This is a genomic window from Cupriavidus sp. UBA2010 (assembly GCF_002335265.1).
Classification (GTDB): domain Bacteria; phylum Pseudomonadota; class Gammaproteobacteria; order Burkholderiales; family Burkholderiaceae; genus Cupriavidus; species Cupriavidus metallidurans.
Map to the genome: position 1 here is coordinate 231,269 of NZ_DDCI01000015.1, position 19,314 is coordinate 250,582.

A 19,314-nucleotide genomic window follows, 5' to 3' on the forward strand; every position below is an offset into this window, starting at 1 on the left:
ATGAATCATTCCTTGGGAAGAAGGAGCTGACATGAGCATCGGGTCGTTCATCAGGAAGCAGTTTATCGACATCCTCCAGTGGACGGAGGACACGGACGGCGTGCTGGCGTGGCGCTATCCGATGGAAGACATGGAAATCCAGTACGGTGGCAGCCTGACCGTGCGTGAATCCCAGATGGCGGTCTTCGTCAACGAAGGCAAGATCGCCGACGTGTTCGGCCCCGGCATGTACAAGCTGACCACCCAGACGCTGCCGGTGCTGACGTACCTGAAGAACTGGGACAAGCTGTTCGAGTCGCCGTTCAAGTCGGACGTCTACTTCTTCAGCACCCGCCTGCAGATTGGCCGCAAGTGGGGCACGGCGCAGCCGATCACGATCCGCGATGCGGACTTCGGCATGGTGCGGCTGCGCGCCTTCGGTCTGTATTCGTACAAGATCAGCGATCCGCAGAAGTTCTACACCGAGATCAGCGGCACGCGCGCCGAGTACACGCGCGACGAAGTGGAAGAGCAACTGCGCAATCTGCTGATCGCCACGATGACGAACACGCTCGGCGCGTCGTCGGTGCCGTTCCTGGACATGGCGGCCAACCAGACGCTGATGTCGCAGACGATCCACGAAAAGCTCGCGCCCGAGTTCGAGCGTTATGGCGTGGCGCTCGACAACTTCGCGGTCACCAATGTCTCCCTGCCGGAGGAACTGCAGAAGGCCATCGACACCCGCATCTCGATGGGAATGATGGGCGACATGGCCAAGTACACGCAGTACCAGGTGGCCAGCTCGATCCCGCTTGCCGCGCAGAACGAGGGCGGTGTCGCCGGGCTCGGCGCGGGTCTGGCCGCCGGGGCGGTCATGGGGCAGGCGATGGCTGGCGGACTCGTGGGCGGCGTGGCGGGTGTACCGGCCGCAGCTCCCGTCACTCCTGCAACGCCCGCCGCCGAAGATCCGGCGGTGCGGCTGCAGAAGCTCAAGGAGCTGCTCGACAAGAGCCTGATCTCGCAGGCGGAGTTCGATACGGCCAAGGCGGAAATTCTCAAGAAACTCGTCGGCTGATTCCGCTCCATGCAAACGGTCAACTGTCCGGGCTGCGGCGCGGAGGTCCGCTTTCGGTCGTCCGCCGCGGTCATGGCGGTCTGCGAGTACTGCCACAGCACCTTGCTGCGCGAGGCCGACCAGGTACGCGACATCGGCAAGATGTCGGCGGTGCTCGAGGACTACTCGCCGTTGCAGATCGGCACCAGCGGCATCTGGCCGAATGACGGCAAGGGGCAGGGCTTCACGCTGGTCGGCCGCATCCAGTTGCGGTACGACGCCGGTCTGTGGAGCGAATGGTATGTGCTGTTCGATGACGGCACGGACGGCTGGCTCGGCGATGCGTCGGGCCAGTACATGTTCACGCGCAGGGTCTCTGACGAAGACGCCGCGAGGGCGTCGGTCGGCAAGCTGCCGAAGTTCGAAGGCCTGAAGCCCGGCGAGCCGCTGTTCTTCAACAAGTATCGTTACGAAGCCGGTGATGTGCGCACCGCGCGCTGCACCGGTGGGCAGGGCGAGTTGCCGTTCCAGGTCGGCACGGGCTGGACCGCTCAGGTCGCGGACTTCCGCAACGCGGGCAACTTCCTGACGCTCGACTACGCCGATGGTTACCCGCCTGCGGTCTACACGGGCCAGATGGTCGAGCTCGACCAGCTCAAGTGCCAGCTTCTGCGCAGCGCAGACGAGATTGACCGCACCGCCGACCGCTATCGTGGCAAGGCGATTCCGCTGGCTTGCCCAAACTGCGGCAGCCCGATCGCCTATCGCGCCGGCGTGGCGAATTTCATCATTTGCCCAAGCTGCCATAGCGAAGTCGATTGCACGACGTCGACAGCCATCGTGTTGGAGAAGCACGCCGAGATCGAGGCACTGCAGACCAGCCTGACGCCGGGCGAGGTCGGCACGATCGACGGCAAGCCATACACCGTGCTCGGCCTGCTTCAGTGCACCGATGATGACGAGGACGAGACCTCGACCTGGATGGAGTACCTGCTGTTCAACGAGACGGCCGGCTTTCTGTGGCTCGTGGAGCAGGACGCTGGCTGGGACCGCGTGCGCGTGCTGGATGTCTGGCCCGGCACGATGGCGTCATCGAGCGTGGCCGTGCTTGCCGGCAACGAGTACCGCAGGGGGTTCGAATACGACAGCCGCGTGCTCTATGCGGCGGGCACGTTCAATTGGCGCGTGCAGGCCGGCGATACCACGCAACTGACCGAGTTCGGCCCGCCGGCGCGGCGACTGACGCGCGAGACGAGCGACACCGAGATCGTCTGGACGCAGTCCACCACGGTGTCGCGCACCCAGGTCGCGCAATGGTTCAAGGGCAACAAGGCGCTGGCCGCCGCGGCGAAGGCGCTGCCCGAGCGCAAGCGTCCCGCCGCGCCGGCCACCGGCGACCTCGCGTACTGCCGCAAGGTCGCGTGGGGCATCGCTATCGCGATGTGGCTGCTGAACCTGCCGATCTCGTTCTTCGGCGGTGCCGGCATGGCCGGGCTTCTGCTGGGCACGCTGCTGCTCTGGCTGCCGATCTGGACCGTGCAGGCGTTTTCGGGGCATATCGGGGGAGGGGACTGAGCTGTGCGCTTTTTGTTTCTTGTCTACGGATTGATCGTGCTGTTCGGCGTCACGTTCTACACGCTGGGGTCGGCGGGCAGTACGTCCGGTGGATCGTCGTCGGCTCGCGGCTGGAGTGGCTCCGGCGGATACGGCGGTTCGGGCGGCGGCTGGTCTTCGGGCGCCGGGCACAAATAGTCCGGTGAGACGATCACCATGAATGCCCCGACGCTTGCCTGCCCACCGGTTCTTGGCCGCCACCTGCTGCTCGACATGCAGGGCGTGACCGCCGAGCGGCTCACCGATGCCGTGCTGATCGAGCGCGTGCTTTACGATGCCGCCCGGGTGTCTGGCGCCACGCCGGTGGACGCGCGGTTCCAGCATTTCGGCCCCGGCCTCGGTGTCACGGGCGTGCTGCTGCTCAAGGAGTCACACATCAGCATCCATACCTGGCCGGAATATGGTTTCGCGGCTGTGGATATCTTTATGTGCGGTGCGGCGCAGCCCTACCGGGGCATCGAAGCCATCGTGGCCGAACTGGCGCCGGCGCAATGGCATGTGCGCGATGCGGCGCGTGGCCCCGCCTCTGCAGGTTCCGCCTGATTGGGCTACACTTCAGCGGTAACCCTGTAATTACTACAGGGATCTGGCATCGAGGAGGCACTCACCATGCGTATCGGCGAACTGTCCCGCCACAGTGGCTGCGACATCGAGACCATCCGCTATTACGAACGTGAAGGGCTGCTGGACGCACCGCAGCGCGAGGACAACGGCTATCGCCGCTACGGCGACGGGCACCTCGTCCAGCTCAATTTCGTGCGCCACTGCCGCTCGCTGGGCATGAGCCTGGCCGACGTGCGCAAGCTGCGCGACTTCCAGCGCAATCCGTCACTCGCGTGCGACGACATCAATACGCTGTTGGACCGCCAGATCGAGCAGATCCACGCCCAGCGTGTTTCGCTGGAAGCGCTGGAAGGTCAGTTGCGCACGCTGCGCCATACCTGCGAGAACCCAAATCCGCATCCGGCCAGCGAGTGCGGCATCCTGCAGAACCTGCAGCAGGCAGCCGAGGGCGCGGCCTGCGAGTGCCACCCACGACACTAGGGATGCAGCGGGACGGCATCGTCACGCCGATCTCGCAACATCTCGCTACAAGGCGGGCGGCAAGCCGAAACTGGGGCATTCCGCCCCCACGCTTCGATTCGGACCGTTGCCCGCTGGCTGTGCTACGATGGCCGCTGGTCGCTTCGGTGACTTACCTGTAACTCAGAGATTTCCCAACGATGTCCCGTCATCTACTGCTCGCCGTCTCCGTCATGGTTCGCTTCCAGCGACCGGCGCGCGCGCGCGTGATGCCGGCGCCCATCGACGCCAGCCGCTGGATCAACGCCCCGCTTGATCCAGCCCGGTTCCCGGCCTAACCGATCCCCTTCCTGAACCAGCAGAAGGCCCGGCGCCGAACCGGGCCCGAGCCAGCACGTACCCCCGCTTTCACGCGTAGCACCAGGCCTCGCCAGTTGCCGTGTGATCTGCTGCCGATTTAGTTGCTGCATTCGCTGCATTACCAAGCTGTGTCCGTCCGGCGCGCGTGAAGTTGCGCCGGCCAATCGATTCTGGATTTCACTTCCGTGAGAGGCATTGCCATGGCCAAGACCAAGAACACGACCGCCGCGCCATCGCGCCCGGCAACCCTTTATCTGACCGAACTCGACGTCGCCCGCCTCGAGGGAATTGCCAGCCGTGCCGGCACCGCCGAACTCGACGAGATGCTGGATGCACTGCTGGAGCGCGCCGCCATTGTGTCGCCCGACTCGATCCCGAAGGACGTCGTGACGATGAATTCACGTGTGGTTTGCGCGCTCGAAGGCGAGGCCAAGCCGCGCGACTGGACCCTGGTGTATCCGGACGACGCCGATCTGGCCACTGGCCGGCTGTCTGTGCTGTCGCCGATTGGCCAGGCACTGCTGGGCGCCCGCGCCGGAGACACGGTCGACTACCGCCTGCCCGACGGCCGCGCGCAACGCGTGACCATCGTGGAGATCGCGTTCCAGCCCGAGGCCAGCGGCCAGTTCACGCTTTGATCCTTCCCCCGGCCAGCTACCCACCGTGCGCCCGAAGCGGCGCGCGCGGGTAGCCGCGCCGCCTGGCAGTACCGAACGGTATGCACCGTTCGGTCTGGCAATCCCTTCCGTTCATCCAGATCTTCAGCGTTTCACGGCGTGCAACGCACCATTCGTCGCAGCGCTATTTCTCCGGGTTCGTTGAGCCACTAACCTTCAGTCCGTGCTCGATCGCCACAGAGATGGCGTATCCGGGCAGAAGTCAGCTGTATCCATAAGAAAGTTGTGAATCAGTTGAAGGAGTCCCAGATGAACGCCAAACGTATCCTTGGCGGCGCACTCGTGCTGGCTGCATTTGCCGCCTCGGCCGCGATAGCCGCTCCCGCCGCCACCAAGAAGGCCGGCAAATTCGATGTCTATGCGGACGCCGCCCGAGTGGGCAAGTTCGATGTGTATTCCGACGGCGCGAAGATCGGCAAGTACGACTTCTATACCGACGGACAACGCGCCAGCAAGTTCGACCCGTATAGCGAAGGCACCCGCCAGGGCAAGTTCGATAGCTTCAGCGAAGGCGCCCACGCATTCAGCGGCGAGATCTCCGCTTCGTCGCTCGACAACTCGCGCAACGGCGGCGAGCTCTACGGCTACAGCGTCTGACGCATCCGGTCCTTATGGACCGTGGCGGCCACTCCGGTGGTCGCCAGTTCAAAAGTTTCTCTCCCACCTGCGCGACCGACCTCCTCCATCTCTCTCCGTCGCGCAGGTGATTTTTCCCCCTCGGCAGTGTCTGTAGTTCTTCCCGAAGTGATCTAGAGTTGCCGCGCGGCAAATGTGTCGCACTTGCGGATATCGCCGGTCGTCAGTCCCTGACGCAGCCAGCGCACACGCTGCTCGCTCGTGCCATGCGTGAAGGCTTCAGGCACCACGTAGCCCTGTGCCTGACGCTGCAGCCGGTCGTCGCCGATTGCGGCGGCAGCCTTCAGGCCTTGCTCGATATCGCCCGGTTCCAGCAACTGCTGGTTCAGCTTCTGCGCGTTGGCAGCCCACACGCCTGCCAGACAATCGGCCTGCAATTCCATGCGTACCGACAATTGGTTGGCCTGCGCCTCGCTCATGCGGCGACGTGCCGCATCCACCTTTTCCGAGACGCCGAGCAGGTTCTGCACATGGTGGCCGATCTCGTGCGCGATCACATATGCCTGCGCGAAATCACCACCGGCGCCGAAGCGCTGACGCAGTTCGTCATAGAAGGACAGGTCGATATAGACCTTCTGGTCACCCGGGCAATAGAACGGCCCCATGGCGGACTGGCCAGTACCGCAGGCGGTTTGCGTGGCGCCGGAGAACAGCACCAGTTTCGGTGGCGCGTAACGGCGGTTCAGGTCGGTTTCGAAGATGTGTCCCCACGTGCGCTCGGTATTGCCGAGCACCTTGCGGGTGAAAACCGTCAGCTGGTCGTTGGCGGGCGGGCGATGTGCCTGGGACTGCGGTGCCTGTTGCTGCTGGTTCTGGACGACCGATGCGCCCTGGAAAATCAGCGAGGGGTCGATGCCGAAGAAATATGAAGCGGCCAGCGCAATGACGATCGTGCCGATACCGATCGACTTGCCGCCGATCGGCAGTCCGAACCCTCCGCCTCCGCCGTAGCCACCGCCGCGGCGATCTTCTACGTTCTGGCTTTCGGCTTCGTCATCGAGACGCATGGGGGCTCCGTCGGGTCATGTGTGGCGGCAGCCGTGCTTCGGCTGCCCGATGCCGGTGGAGTATAGCAACGGCACCTGACGCCCAGCGCACCGTTCAGAATTCGTTACCTCGAAAAAGGGAAGCCGCCCGCGCACCAGGCGACAAGCGGGCTGATAAGGGCGTGGGCGGCCGGCGAGCAGGGGGTCAGCCTGGTAGCCAAAGGGAAATCCTGCGTAGCCGGCAATGTGCATCGCCAGCCTGCTCCCCCGACCCCTTTCCCACGTGACGGAAGCGGGATGGGGGAGCGATTCAGCGCATCAAACCGCCTCGGCAGCCGGCACCTTGCCGATGTCCAGCCCGGCCACTTCCGTCCCCACCTCTGCCACGCGCAGCAGGTTGGTCGTGCCGCCCTGGCCAAATGGCATCCCGGCCGCGATGGTGATCTGGTCGCCCGGTGCGGCATAGCCTTCCACCAGCGCGGCGCGCGCGGCGGCCTCGACCATTTCGTCGACGCTCTGCACGTCCGGGCTGACAGTCGAATGCACGCCCCAGGTGATGGCCAGCCGACGCGCGATCTCCAGGTTCGGCGTGATGCTGACGATCGGCGCGCATGGCCGCTCACGTGCCGCGCGCAGCGCGGTGGCGCCGGACGACGTGTACGTCACCGTGGCCTTCGCGCCGATGATCTGCGTGACCTCGCGCAGCGCCGCGCAGATTGCGTCCTGGCGCGTGGAGAGCGGTGCCTCGTGCTGGGCGTCGATCATGTTGCGGTAGAGCGGATCGTTCTCGACCTCGGTGATGATGCGATTCATGATCGAGACAGCGGCCACCGGATGACGGCCATTGGCCGATTCGGCCGACAGCATCACCGCATCAGCGCCGTCATAGATCGCACTCGCCACGTCTGACGCTTCGGCGCGCGTCGGCACTGGCGAGTCGATCATCGACTCGAGCATCTGCGTGGCGATCACGATCGGCTTGCCGAGCTGGCGGCAGATACGCAGGATGCGCTTCTGCACACCTGGCACGCGCTCGGGCGGCAGTTCCACGCCGAGGTCACCACGCGCGACCATCACTGCATCCGACACCCGTACGATTTCCTCGAGCTGCTGCAATGCGGCCGGCTTCTCGATCTTCGACAGTACGCCGGCACGCGTGCCGATCAGTTCGCGCGCTTCGAGGATGTCCGACGGGCGCTGCACGAACGACAGCGCGATCCAGTCGGCGCCAAGTTCCAGTGCGAAGGCCAGGTCCTTGCGATCCTTTTCGGTCAGCGCGGGGATCGGGATCACCGCGTCGGGCACGTTCACGCCCTTGCGGTCGGACAGCGTGCCGTTGTTGGCCACGCGCGTGGTGATGCTGCCGCTGGCCACCGATTCGATGTTCAAGCGTACCTTGCCGTCGTCGATCAGCAGCGACTGGCCCGCGTTGGCGGCCTTGAACAGTTCGGGGTGGGGCAGGTAGACGCGCTTCGCATCGCCAGGCGTCGGGTCGCTGTCGAGGACGAACGTGTCGCCGGCGCTCACGGCCACCTTGCCGGCCGCGAACGTGCCAATGCGCAGTTTCGGGCCCTGCAGGTCGGCCAGGATCGCGATCGGACGGCCGGTCTCGGCTTCCACCTGGCGCACGGCGTCGTAGCGCGCGCGGTGGTCCTCGTGCGTGCCGTGGCTGAAGTTCAGCCGGAACACGTCGGCCCCGGCATCGAACAGTTGGCGGATGACCGCGATGTCCGTGCTGGCCGGGCCCAGTGTGGCCACGATCTTGGCTTTGCGCTGGCGTCTCATGAGTGTCTCCTCTCTTCCTCGTTCCTTGCAGGGCGCGATCAGATGATCAGGATCGCGCGAAAATCGTTCACGTTGGTACGGGTCGGGCCGGTGACGATCAGGTCGTCGATGCCGGCAAAGAATCCATACCCGTCGTTGTTGTCCAGATGCGCGCGGGCAGACAGGCCGCGTGCCACGGCGCGCGTCAGCGAATCGGGGCCAAGCAGTGCGCCTGCATTGTCTTCGGAGCCGTCGATGCCATCCGTGTCGCAAGCGATCGCGTGCACACCGGGCAGGCCGTCGAGCGATACCGCCAGCGACAGCAGGAACTCGGCATTGCGACCGCCACGGCCATTGCCTCGCACCGTCACCGTCGTCTCGCCGCCGGACAGGATTACGCACGGTTTCTCGAACGGCTGGCCATGCGCGACGATCTGGCGTGCGATCGCCGCGTGGACTTCGGCCACGTCGCGCGCTTCGCCTTCGATGCTGTCGGACAGGATGTGCGCCGTCAGGCCGAGTTCGCGTGCGCGCGCGGCGGCAGCTTCGAGCGACTGTTGGGCGCTGGCCAGCGTCACGTTGCGATGACCTTCGAAACGGACGTCGCCGGGCTTCGGCGTTTCACCCGCGCCGCTCTCCAGATGCGCGTGCACGTTGGCGGGCACATCGATGTGGTACTTGGCGATGACCGCGAGCGCATCCGCGCAAGTGGTGGCGTCCGGCAGCGTCGGGCCGCTGGCGATCAGGGTGGGGTCATCGCCCGGAATATCGGAAATCAGCAGCGTTTCCACACGCGCGGGTGCGCAGGCCAGAGCCAGGCGGCCACCCTTGAGGGCGGACAGGTGCTTGCGCACGCAGTTCATCTCGCCGATGCTCGCGCCGCTGCGCAGCAGCGCCTTGTTCACGGCCTGCTTGTCCGCCAGCGTGATGCCCGGCGCGGGTGCCGCGAGCAGGGCGGAGCCGCCACCGGAGATCAGGCACAGCACGAGGTCGTCGGCGGTCAGTCCCTGCACCAGTTCCACCATGCGCTGCGCGGCCTGCTGGCCCGCGGCGTCAGGCACCGGGTGCGCGGCCTCGACGACTTCGATGCGCTGGCAATCGGCGCCATGGCCATAGCGCGTGACCACCAGCCCCGACAGTTCGCCCTTCCAGTTCGCCTCTACTGCCTGCGCCATCGCGGCGGCGGCCTTGCCCGCGCCGATCACAACGGTGCGTCCCTTTGGCGGTTGTGGCAAATGCGGCGGCAGGCAATGCGTCGCGCTCACGGCCGAGACGGCCGTATCGAACAGATCGCGCAGCAGCGCGCGGGCTTGAGAAGCGTCGCGATAGTCGGGCGTGCCGGCCTGGCGCTGCGGCGACAGCAGGGCGGCGGTGGCGTCGGTGGCAAACATGTGGGTCCTGAAATGAAACGCAAGCAGAAAAACAAGGACAACAATCAACGCGGCCGCCCGCCGTCAGGCAGGGCGGCCGCGGGAGGGCTTACTTCCCGCCCTTGGCGATCTCGTGGTTCGACATGATTTCGATCGCGCGGCACAGTGCCGAGTGATCGAGCTTGCCGAAGCCGTTCGCGGCGCACGCGTTGAACAGCTCTTGCGCGGTCGACGTGTTCGGCAGCGATACGCCCAGCGCCTTGGCGCCTTGCAGCGCCAGGTTCAGATCCTTCTGGTGCAGTTCGATACGGAAGCCCGGATCGAAGGTGCGCTTGACCATGCGCTCGCCGTGCACTTCCAGGATGCGCGAAGCCGCGAAGCCACCCATCAGCGCCTGACGCACCTTTGCCGGATCGGCACCAGCCTTCGACGCGAACAGCAGCGCTTCGGACACGGCCTGGATGTTCAGCGCCACGATGATCTGGTTGGCCACCTTGGTGGTTTGGCCGTCGCCGTTGCCGCCCACCAGCGTGATGTTCTTGCCCATCAGTTCGAACAGCGGCTTGACCTGGTCGAACGCTTCAGCCGGGCCACCGACCATGATCGTCAGCGTTGCGGCCTTGGCGCCCACTTCACCACCCGACACCGGTGCGTCAAGGTACGAGGCGCCGAGCTTGTTGATGCGCGCGGCGAAGTCCTTCGTGGCGATCGGCGAGATCGAGCTCATGTCCACGACGATCTTGCTGTAGCTGGCTTCCTTGCCGGCTGCCTTGAAGGCGGCGGCAACACCCTTTTCGCCGAACAGCACGGCTTCGACGTGCGGGGTGTCCGGCACCATCACGATCACGATGTCGGCACGCTTGGCCACTTCCTCGGCGCTGGTGCAGACGGTGACGCCAGCGTCCACCAGGAACTGCGGTGCCGGGTTCACGTCATGCACGAACAGCGTGTGGCCGGCGGCGCGCAGGTGACCCGCCATCGGCGCGCCCATGATGCCCAGGCCGATAAAGCCGACGTTGCGTTGGTTTGCCATGTTTGTCTCCAGTCAGTAGAAAGAATTCGATTCGGATTTCAGCGGAACGCCGGCTCAAACGCCGTGCGCCGCGCGCCAGCCCAGGCCGGCTTCGGTGGTCGTCTTCGGCTTGTATTCGCAGCCGATCCAGCCCTGGTAGCCGATCTCGTCGAGGAAGCGGAACAGGTACTGGTAATTGATCTCGCCGGTGCCGGGCTCGTTGCGGCCGGGGTTGTCGGCAAGCTGCACGTGCTTGATCTTCGGCAGGTTGGCGCGGATCGTGTTGGCGATCTCGCCCTCCATGCGCTGCATGTGATAGATGTCGTACTGCACGTAGAGGTTGGGCGCGTTGACCTGACCAATCAGGTCGATCGCCTGCTGCGTGCGCGACAGGAAGAAGCCGGGGATGTCGAACGTGTTGATCGGTTCGACCAGCAGATCGATATGTTCCTGCGCCAGCGCATTGGCCGCGAAACGCAGGTTTTCCACCAGCGTTTCCTGCGCCTGTTCGCGCTTCACGTTCTGCGGCAGGATGCCGACCAGGCAGTTCAACTGGCGCACGCCCAGTACCTTGGCGTACTTGATGGCCTCGCCCACGCCGTCCTGGAATTCGCCCACGCGGTCCGGGTGGCAGGCGATGCCGCGCTCACCCGCTTCCCACTTTCCGGCGGGAAGGTTGTGCAGCACGAGGTCGAGCTGGAAGCGGTTCAGGCGATCGGCGATCTGGTCGGCGTGAAACGCGTACGGAAACAGGAACTCCACGCCACGGAATCCGGCGCGGGCGGCGGCCTCGAAGCGGTCCAGGAAGCCGACTTCGTTAAACAGCATCGTCAGGTTTGCTGCGAGCTTTGGCATTGTTTGTCTCTCTCGGTGTCTGGGAAAAACCGCCACACCCGCCCCGGTGGAGCGGGGCAGGGTGGCGTACTACGGGGAAGCGGTACTCGGTACTCAGGCGGTGGTCTCTTCGACCAGGATCGCCGAATCGGCGTCCGCGGCGTCTTCGAGGTCCTCGATCGGCTCGAACTCGTTGATGTTGTCGATCTCGGTACCCATCGCGATATTGGTGACGCGCTCGAGGATCACCTCGACCACTACCGGCACCGAGAACTCGGCCATCAGGTCGCGCGCTTCGGCAAAGGCCGGTGCGATGTCTTCGGGCTTGAACACGCGGATTGCCTTGCAGCCGAGACCTTCCACGACCTTTACGTGGTCCACGCCGTAGCCTTCCAGCTCGGGCGCGTTGATGTTGTCGAACGCGAGCTGCACGCAGTAGTCCATCTCGAAGTTGCGCTGCGCCTGACGGATCAGGCCCAGGTACGAGTTGTTCACCACCACGTGGATGTACGGCACCTTGAACTGCGCGGCCACGGCCAGTTCCTCGATCATGAACTGGAAGTCGTAGTCACCCGAGATGGCCACGATGTCCGAGTTCGGCGAGGCGGTCTTCACGCCGATGGCGGCGGGAATGGTCCAGCCCAGCGGGCCTGCCTGGCCGCAGTTGATCCAGTGGCGCGGCTGGTTCACGGACAGGAACTGCGCGGCGGCGATCTGCGACAGGCCGATCGTCGTCACGTAGCGCACGTCGCGCGGGAAGTACTGGTTCATCTCGCGGTACACGCGCTGCGGCTTGACCGGCACGTTGTCGAAGTCGCTCTTGCGCTTCATCGTGCGGCGGCGCTTCTGCACGTCGGCCACCCACGCCTTGCGGCACGGCAGGCGGCCGGCCATCTTCATTTCGCGGGCCACTTCGACGAACTGCTCCAGCGCGGCCTTGGCATCCGAGACGATGCCGAGGTCAGGACCGAACACGCGACCGATCTGCGTGGGCTCGATGTCGACGTGCACGAACTTGCGGCCCTTGGTGTAGACGTCGACGCTGCCGGTGTGGCGGTTGGCCCAGCGGTTGCCGATGCCCATCACGAAATCCGAGGCGAGCAGCGTGGCGTTGCCGTAACGGTGCGAGGTCTGCAGGCCCACCATGCCGGCTTGCAGCGGGTGGTCGTCGGCCAGCACGCCCCAGCCCATCAGCGTGGGCACCACGGGCACATTGACCAGCTCGGCGAACTCGACCAGCAGTTCCGACGCGTTGGCGTTGATCACGCCGCCGCCGCAGACGATCAGCGGACGCTCGGCCTGGTTCAGCATCGAGATGGCCTTCTCGATCTGGGCGCGCGAGGCGGCCGGCTTGTACGGTTGCAGCGGTTGATACGTTTCGGGATCGAATTCGATCTCGGCCACCTGCACGTCGAACGGCAGGTCGATCAGCACCGGACCCGGGCGACCCGAACGCATCAGGTGGAACGCCTGCTGGAACACCTGCGGCACCAGCGCCGGCTCACGCACGGTCACGGCCCACTTGGTCACAGGCTTGGCGATCGACTCGATATCGACGGCCTGGAAATCTTCCTTGTACAGACGGGCGCGCGGCGCCTGGCCGGTGATGCAGAGAATGGGGATCGAATCCGCCCAGGCCGAGTACAGGCCCGTGATCATGTCCGTGCCGGCGGGGCCCGACGTGCCGATGCAGAGGCCGATGTTGCCCGGCTCGGCACGGGTGTAGCCCTCGGCCATGTGCGAGGCGCCTTCCACGTGGCGCGCCAGCAGGTGGCGGATCGAGCCAGCGCGGCGCATGGCCGAGTAGAACGGGTTGATGGCAGCGCCGGGCACGCCGAACGCGGTGGTGATGCCTTCCTTTTCCAGTACGGCGATGGCCGCGTCGACTGCTCTCATCTTCGGCATGTCTGTCTCCAATACGATTCAAAACAATGGGTGGGATTTGTTCTGGGTCTGATGCTATGCCCGCACCGGCCTGTGGATAAACAGAAGGGAGATCAGTTGATTCGATACGTACGGTTAGCAATGCCGCAGCATCGAACGTCGAATGTGAGCGATGCAGTATGTGCTCGAACCCTTCGCCGGATCCCCCATGGAGAGGGGTTCGGCGCAATCTGGTGGCGTCGCGGGCTTTCGGTCGCGCCGCCATCGGGCCAAAATGACAGGTTTGGAATCGCCCTTGCTCTGTCATGTACTCGCGGCTGCCGACCACCTACGAATTGATTGAAGCGCTCCAGGCCTCTCCGCAGGCCGGACCGGCCGCCGAGAGCCGGCTGGCCACGGTGTTGTGGGCCGGCTTTGTCCTGGCGCTGGTGCCGATGCTGGTCGCCGGCGGCGCGCTGGTGTGGTGGCACCGGGTGCTTGCGCAGGTGCCGCCGGCGTGGCTTCCGCAGGCTTTTCACGTGCTGCTGGCCGTTTGCGGGGTGTTCTACGTCGGCGCATGGGTGATCAGGCTGCTTGATCGCCGTGCTGCGTTGCAACATCCGCTTCGCTGGCTGACGCGTCGGCTCGATACCCAAAGCGAGGTCGAGAACGCGCTGCTGCTACGCCTTGGCCGCATTCCTGCGCTCCAGCTCCGCGCTCGCCAGCGTCGCGTGGTGCTGCAGGCGCGGCTCTGGGACGCCAGCGCCCGCACCATGGCGCTGGTCCTGGCCATCGGGCCCGCCGCGGTGATCTTGGCCGACGGTGTGGCGGTCATGGCACCCGGCGGCGTCCCGGCGCTCGTGGCGATCTACGGCGCAGTGTTGGTGGCTGGATGCGCCCTGGCGTTGTTCGCGCAGTTGCAATGCAGCGCCCCGCTGCGCCGGCTGGCCCACGTGCTGGGTGAAGCGGCGGAAATCAACGAGGCCGTGAACCGGCAGCGTCAGCCGTAGCAGTCGTCCCGTGCCGGGCTTCCGGGGCGTGACGTTCGGTGGGCCGGATGGGCGTCATAGCGCCCCGGGGATGCGCGATATGGCTCCGATGCCTCACAATGTGCCGGCAGGAGACATTTAGCTGGGCTGGCATGGACAAACTCAAACAGATCGAAGCATTCATCGCCGTGGTGGAACACGGCAGCATGGCCGCCGCCGCGCTGACGCAGAACGTCACGCCGGTCATGATCGGCCGGCGCATCAACGCGCTGGAGGCACGCATCGGCGTCAAGCTGCTGCATCGCTCCACGCGCCGCATTGTGGTGACCGAGCAGGGCGCCGCGTTTATGGAGCAGTGCAAGAAGGCGCTGGCCGACCTGGACCGCGCCGAGATGCTGATTGCCGAAGGCAAGCACAAGGCCACCGGTCACCTGATCGTGTCGGCACCGGCCGCATTCGGGCGCAAGCACGTGGCGCCGCACGCGCCGGCCTTTCTCGCCGCCAATCCCGAGGTGCAGATTTCATTCAACCTGACTGACCGCGTGGTGGATCTGGTGCGCGAGGGCTATGACGTCGGCATCCGCATCGGGGGCGCGATCGACCCGAACTTCGTGGCGATCAAGATGGCGACCAACAAGCGCGTGGTATGCGGCACGCCCGCGTACTTTGCCAGGCACGGCGTGCCGCACACGCTCGAGGATCTGGAGAAGCACAACTGCCTCGCGTTCAACCTGCAAGGCGGGCAGCAGCGTGGCTGGTACTTCCAGCAAAACGGTAAGACCGTGACGGTGCGCGTGAACGGCAATCTCGACTGCAACGACGGCGAGCTATTGCATCGCTGGACTGGCGAGAGCCTGGGACTGGGCTGGCGTTCGACGTGGGAGATCCTGCCGCAACTGGAAAGCGGGGAGCTGATCACGGTACTCGACGAGTACGCGCTGCCGGATTACGACATCCTCGCGGTGTACCCGCAGCAGCGGCCGGTGCCGGCCAAGATTCGCTTCTTCATCGAGCACTTGAAACAGGCGTTTGCAAAGCCGGGGTATTGGAGCGGCAGGGTCTGAGGGGTTTGAAGCGTTGGTGCTCCGGCGCGCTGGCGCCGTCTGCGCGGAACCAGGTCCGCAAAACCGGACCCCCAAAAGAAAAAGCCCGCAGCCATTGCGGTCTGCGGGCGGTCCTTCTTGCGAAGGACGGGGAGAGCTCATGAAGTGCGCCCCCGCAACTCCATGGCGAGGTGAATATTGCGCCTCTCCCGCTTCTTCGTCCTTGACTCCGATCAAGCCTATCGCATTCGCTCTGAGCGTCAGGCCAGCAACGCGGCCACCAGGTCCTTGCCACGTGCTGCCGCCGGTACTTCCTCGAAGTGCAGGGCGGCCTCCACATGCGCCAGATGCTCGACCATCAGCTTCACGGCAAGCTCGGCATCGCCCGCGCGCGCGGCGTCGATAAAGGCGCGGTGCTCGTCCGATGAACACGTCGCATCGCGGCGGCTCTGGTAGAGCATCGTGATCACGGCGCTACGCATCGACAGTTCGCGCATGATGCCGGTCATCACGCTGTTGCCCACCACCTCGGCCAGCACGATATGGAAATCGCCCAGCAGCCGGGTACGCGTCTGGGCATCATTGCCGCCCAGCGACTTGCGCTCGGCGGTCAGGTGTTTCTCGATGCGCTTGTAGTCGGCAGGCGTGGCCTTGGCGACGAACTCGCGCGCCAGTGCCGCCTCCAGGATGCGCCGCACCGTGAACACCTCGCGTGCTTCTTCCGCGCTGGGCTTGGCCACGAACGCGCCCTTGTCCGGCACGATCTGGATGACCTTGTCCTTGGACAGCATCAGCAGCGCGGCGCGGACCTTGGTGCGGCTGACACGATAGACGCTGGCCAGCGCCTCCTCGCGCAGCTTGGTGCCGGGCGGCAGGCGGTGCGAGACGATGGCGGCGACGATATCGTCGGCAATCGCCTCGGCGGTCATGTCTGGATCGATATGCTCGGGCATGGTGTCGCGCGTCGCCTGGCAGGCCAGCGCGGAGAGTGGGATGTGCGTGATTCTAGCGCCCCGAGGCCACCCCCGGCAGCGGCGCCGGTACCGGGACTTCCCCGGAGCCATGCTCGTGCACCGTCAGCCCTTCCTCCAGCTCGCCTGCCGGGATCGTGCCATTGAGCACGCCGTGGGCCCGTTCGCGGTCGATGTCGCGCTCCCAGGCGGCCACTACCACCGTGGCCACGCAGTTGCCAATCAGGTTGCCCACCGCGCGGGCGATGCCGATGAACCAGTCCACCGACAGCACCAGCACCAGGCCGATCGCGGGGATCGCCGGATGGGCGGAGAGCGTCGCGGCCAGGATCACGATCGCCGAACCGGGGATGCCATGCGCGCCCTTCGACGTGACCAGTGCCACAGCCAGGATGCCGAGCAGGTCGCCCAGCGCCAGCGGCGTGTTGGTAGCCTGCGCGATGAACACCGCGGCAAGCGTCAGGTAGATCGAGAATGCATCGAGGTTGAATGAGTAGCCGGTGGGAATCACCAGGCCGACCACCGACTTGCGGATGCCCATGTACTCGAGCTTCTTCATCACCTGCGGCAGCACGCTGTCAGACGACGCTGTGCCCAGCACCACCAGCAGTTCGGCACGCAGGTAACGAATCAGCTTCAGCACCGAGAAGCCGCACAGCCGCATGATCAGCCCCAGCACGCCGACCACGAAGATCACCACCGCGCCGTAGAACAGGATCACCAGGAACCCGAGCTGCTTGAGCGAGCCGATGCCGTACTTGCCCACGGTGAACGCCACCGCGCCCAGCACGCCCAGCGGCGCCAGCTTGATGATGAAGCCCATCATCTTGAACAGCGTGTGCGAGAACGTGTCGATCAGCCTGACCAGCGGACGGCCGGATTCGCCCACGACGGACAGCGCGCAGCCGAACAGGATCGAGACCAGCAGCACCTGCAGTACGTCGCCACTGGAGAACGCGCCCATGATCGTGTTCGGAATCAGCTTGAGCAGGAAATCGACCATGCCCGCGCTCTTCACCTTGTCGGCGGATTCGATGTAGGCCGACATGGCCGAGATATCCAGCGAACGCGGATTCACATTCATGCCGGTGCCCGGATGGAACACGTAGGCCAGCACCACGCCGAGCGCCAGCGCGATGGTCGTGACCACCTCGAAATAGACCACGGCCTTGATGCCGACGCGCCCGACCTTCTTCAGCTCACCGGCGCCGCAGATGCCGGCCACGACCACGCAGAACACGATGGGGCCGATCAGCATCTTGATCAGCTTGATGAAGGCATCGCCCAGCGGCTTGAGCTTGGCGGCGAACTCGGGGAAGAACAGCCCGAGCAGGGTGCCGATCACCAGCGCGATCAGCACCTGACCGAACAGGGAGCGGGTGAATCGGGTGTGCAGGCGTGCACCAGCGGCGCGCTGCGAGGGTACGGCTTGCTGCATCGTTGTCTCCGTGCCGGGCGCGGTCCAGATGAGACGTCTTTGCGTCGCTGGCCGGCCCTGATCTGATTCAGGACTACCTGCCGTCACATGGCGCGGGAGGGCGGATGCGCGGCGGGTCTGGCATCACCACGGGAAATCGGCCCGAGAGCCATATCCCGCGCGGAAAGCCCCCCTGTTGAGGCGGAATCCACGCAATCCACTTGTCCGGACCGGATTGTCCGCAGCGGATTGTTGGTGCGTGGAGGCCAATATAGTGCATATCATTTTTGTATGCAATTTTTGAATTCACTGTGCTAACATGAATCGCACAGAATAGAGCTACGGCACCGGGCGCCCGCCTTGACTGGCCTTCCCGCCAGGATTTCCTCGACCGAGCTCACGCACCACCAGCAGGAGAGACACACACATGGCAGCAACCCCTACGCCGTTGTCCGCTGAAACCGGCACGCGCATCATGACCTGGGCCGACGCCCTGGCCGTTCATACCGATCAGCCCGGCATCCTTACCCGCACCTATCTGACCGAGGCCCATCACGGCGCCGCCGCGCTGCTGACCGAATGGATGGAAGCCGCGGGCATGACCGTGCGCCGCGATGCCGCCGGCAACGTGATCGGCCGCTATGAAGGCACCACGCCAAACGCCCCGGCGCTGCTGACGGGTTCCCACTTCGACACCGTGCGCGACGCGGGTCGCTACGACGGCAACCTCGGCGTGATCCTGCCGATCGCCTGTGTGGCCGAGTGGAACCGCCAGGGCAAGCGCTTTCCGTTCGCGCTCGAAGTGGTCGGGTTTGCCGAGGAAGAGGGCGTGCGCTTCAAGGCCACGCTGCTGGGCAGCCGCGCCATCGCGGGCACGTTCGATACCAATGTGCTCGACAACGTCGACGACTCGGGCAAGACCATGCGTGAAGTGATGCGCGCGGCCGGGTTCGATGCCGGGCAACTTCCCGCCGCGAAGCACGATCGCAGCCAGGTGCTGGCCTTCATCGAGGTTCACATCGAGCAGGGTCCGGTGCTGCTGAACGAAGGCCTGCCCGTGGGCGTGGTTACCGCCATCTCCGGCGCCACGCGCTTCATCGTCGAACTGGAAGGCCTGGCCGGCCATGCCGGCACGGTGCCGATGGATATGCGCCGCGACGCCGCGATGGCCGGCGCGGAGATCGGCCTGTTCATCGAGAAGCGCTGCGGCGGCAAGCCGGGCCTGGTCGGCACGGTCGGCCAGTTCAACGTACCGAACGGCGCCACCAACGTGGTTCCGGGCCGCGCGGTGTTTTCCATCGATATCCGCGCTGGCGATGACGCCGAGCGCGAGGCCGCCGTCAACGACGTGCTGGCCGAAATCGAACGTGTTTGCGCGCGCCGCAACGTGCGCTCGCAGATCCGCAAGACGCACGAAGCCGCCAGCGTTCCGTGCGCGCCGTGGCTGCAGTCCCAATGGGCCGCGGCAGTGGAGCGCCAGGGCGTGCCCGTGCGCCACCTGCCCTCCGGCGCGGGCCATGACGCCATGGCCATTGCCGCCATCGCCGATGTGGCCATGCTGTTCGTTCGCTGCGGCAACGGCGGCATCAGCCATCACCCCACCGAAACCATGACGTCGGAAGACGCCCAGACGGCCGCGCGCGTGTTCGCCGATTTCGTCGAGCACTTCCATCGCCCCCAATAAGCGGCGCCATCGGCGTCGCCCCGAACACTCCAGAGATA

Annotated in this window: 19 protein-coding genes; 11 read left to right on the plus strand and 8 right to left on the minus strand. The window is 65.3% G+C overall.

The genetic code is table 11. The features are described 5' to 3' along the window. The first annotated feature begins 31 nt into the window (after positions 1 to 31). From B2246_RS11930 to B2246_RS11965, 8 genes are all read left to right on the plus strand, one after another. Positions 32 to 1,054, plus strand: coding sequence for an SPFH domain-containing protein (locus B2246_RS11930; RefSeq protein WP_286882226.1), 1,023 nt, complete (start codon positions 32 to 34; stop codon positions 1,052 to 1,054). Positions 1,055 to 1,063: 9 nt separating this feature from the next. After that, complete coding sequence (locus tag B2246_RS11935; protein WP_286882225.1) at positions 1,064 to 2,608, plus strand: DUF4178 domain-containing protein; 1,545 nt, start codon at positions 1,064 to 1,066, stop codon at positions 2,606 to 2,608. Between the two features lie 3 nt (positions 2,609 to 2,611). Then, the gene (locus B2246_RS11940; protein WP_017513169.1) at positions 2,612 to 2,785 is read left to right on the plus strand and encodes a hypothetical protein; all 174 of its coding nucleotides are present in this window, start codon (positions 2,612 to 2,614) and stop codon (positions 2,783 to 2,785) included. Between the two features lie 18 nt (positions 2,786 to 2,803). Further along, positions 2,804 to 3,190: an adenosylmethionine decarboxylase gene (gene speD, locus B2246_RS11945; protein WP_008646162.1), complete on the plus strand. Its 387-nt coding sequence runs from the start codon at positions 2,804 to 2,806 to the stop codon at positions 3,188 to 3,190. Between the two features lie 66 nt (positions 3,191 to 3,256). Continuing rightward, positions 3,257 to 3,691, plus strand: coding sequence for a Cd(II)/Pb(II)-responsive transcriptional regulator (locus B2246_RS11950; protein ID WP_008646161.1), 435 nt, complete (start codon positions 3,257 to 3,259; stop codon positions 3,689 to 3,691). Positions 3,692 to 3,870: 179 nt separating this feature from the next. Then, positions 3,871 to 4,008: a hypothetical protein gene (locus tag B2246_RS11955; RefSeq protein WP_008646160.1), complete on the plus strand. Its 138-nt coding sequence runs from the start codon at positions 3,871 to 3,873 to the stop codon at positions 4,006 to 4,008. Positions 4,009 to 4,230: 222 nt separating this feature from the next. Continuing rightward, positions 4,231 to 4,668: a nucleoside diphosphate kinase regulator gene (gene rnk / locus B2246_RS11960; protein WP_286882223.1), complete on the plus strand. Its 438-nt coding sequence runs from the start codon at positions 4,231 to 4,233 to the stop codon at positions 4,666 to 4,668. Positions 4,669 to 4,956: 288 nt separating this feature from the next. Then, positions 4,957 to 5,304 (plus strand): hypothetical protein, encoded by a 348-nt coding sequence (locus B2246_RS11965; protein ID WP_008646158.1) that lies wholly within the window; start codon positions 4,957 to 4,959, stop codon positions 5,302 to 5,304. A 152-nt stretch (positions 5,305 to 5,456) separates the two neighbouring features. On the opposite strand, the gene B2246_RS11970 is transcribed toward B2246_RS11965, so the two are convergent. The 6 genes from B2246_RS11970 to gcl all read right to left on the minus strand — a co-directional run bounded on the left by B2246_RS11970 (position 5,457) and on the right by gcl (position 13,214). After that, positions 5,457 to 6,350: a KPN_02809 family neutral zinc metallopeptidase gene (locus B2246_RS11970; protein ID WP_286882222.1), complete on the minus strand. Its 894-nt coding sequence runs from the start codon at positions 6,348 to 6,350 to the stop codon at positions 5,457 to 5,459. A gap of 297 nt (positions 6,351 to 6,647) precedes the next feature. Continuing rightward, a complete protein-coding gene (gene pyk, locus B2246_RS11975) occupies positions 6,648 to 8,114 on the minus strand; it encodes a pyruvate kinase (RefSeq protein ID WP_008646154.1) in 1,467 nt (488 codons plus the stop codon). Positions 8,115 to 8,152: 38 nt separating this feature from the next. After that, positions 8,153 to 9,484: a glycerate kinase type-2 family protein gene (locus B2246_RS11980; RefSeq protein ID WP_008646152.1), complete on the minus strand. Its 1,332-nt coding sequence runs from the start codon at positions 9,482 to 9,484 to the stop codon at positions 8,153 to 8,155. An 88-nt stretch (positions 9,485 to 9,572) separates the two neighbouring features. Then, positions 9,573 to 10,496 carry a 2-hydroxy-3-oxopropionate reductase gene (gene glxR, locus B2246_RS11985; RefSeq protein WP_008646151.1) on the minus strand — a complete coding sequence of 308 codons (924 nt, stop codon included), beginning with the start codon at positions 10,494 to 10,496 and terminating at the stop codon, positions 9,573 to 9,575. A 54-nt stretch (positions 10,497 to 10,550) separates the two neighbouring features. Then, a complete protein-coding gene (gene hyi / locus B2246_RS11990; protein ID WP_008646150.1) occupies positions 10,551 to 11,330 on the minus strand; it encodes a hydroxypyruvate isomerase in 780 nt (259 codons plus the stop codon). A 93-nt stretch (positions 11,331 to 11,423) separates the two neighbouring features. Next, a complete protein-coding gene (gcl, locus tag B2246_RS11995; protein ID WP_286882221.1) occupies positions 11,424 to 13,214 on the minus strand; it encodes a glyoxylate carboligase in 1,791 nt (596 codons plus the stop codon). Between the two features lie 284 nt (positions 13,215 to 13,498). On the opposite strand from gcl, the gene B2246_RS12000 reads away from it, so the two are divergent. Next, positions 13,499 to 14,182, plus strand: a complete 684-nt coding sequence (locus B2246_RS12000; RefSeq protein ID WP_017510785.1) for a hypothetical protein — start codon at positions 13,499 to 13,501, stop codon at positions 14,180 to 14,182. Positions 14,183 to 14,313: 131 nt separating this feature from the next. Further along, positions 14,314 to 15,225 (plus strand): LysR family transcriptional regulator, encoded by a 912-nt coding sequence (locus B2246_RS12005; protein ID WP_286882220.1) that lies wholly within the window; start codon positions 14,314 to 14,316, stop codon positions 15,223 to 15,225. A 239-nt stretch (positions 15,226 to 15,464) separates the two neighbouring features. Here the strand turns inward: B2246_RS12005 and B2246_RS12010 are convergent, their stop codons facing one another. Both B2246_RS12010 and B2246_RS12015 read right to left on the minus strand, forming a co-directional pair. Then, positions 15,465 to 16,157, minus strand: coding sequence for a GntR family transcriptional regulator (locus tag B2246_RS12010; protein WP_008646146.1), 693 nt, complete (start codon positions 16,155 to 16,157; stop codon positions 15,465 to 15,467). A 52-nt stretch (positions 16,158 to 16,209) separates the two neighbouring features. Continuing rightward, on the minus strand, positions 16,210 to 17,613 hold the full coding sequence (locus B2246_RS12015; RefSeq protein ID WP_008646145.1) for a C4-dicarboxylate transporter DctA: 1,404 nt from the start codon (positions 17,611 to 17,613) through the stop codon (positions 16,210 to 16,212). A gap of 406 nt (positions 17,614 to 18,019) precedes the next feature. On the opposite strand from B2246_RS12015, the gene B2246_RS12020 reads away from it, so the two are divergent. After that, on the plus strand, positions 18,020 to 19,276 hold the full coding sequence (locus tag B2246_RS12020; RefSeq protein ID WP_008646144.1) for an allantoate amidohydrolase: 1,257 nt from the start codon (positions 18,020 to 18,022) through the stop codon (positions 19,274 to 19,276). Positions 19,277 to 19,314 lie beyond the last annotated feature (38 nt).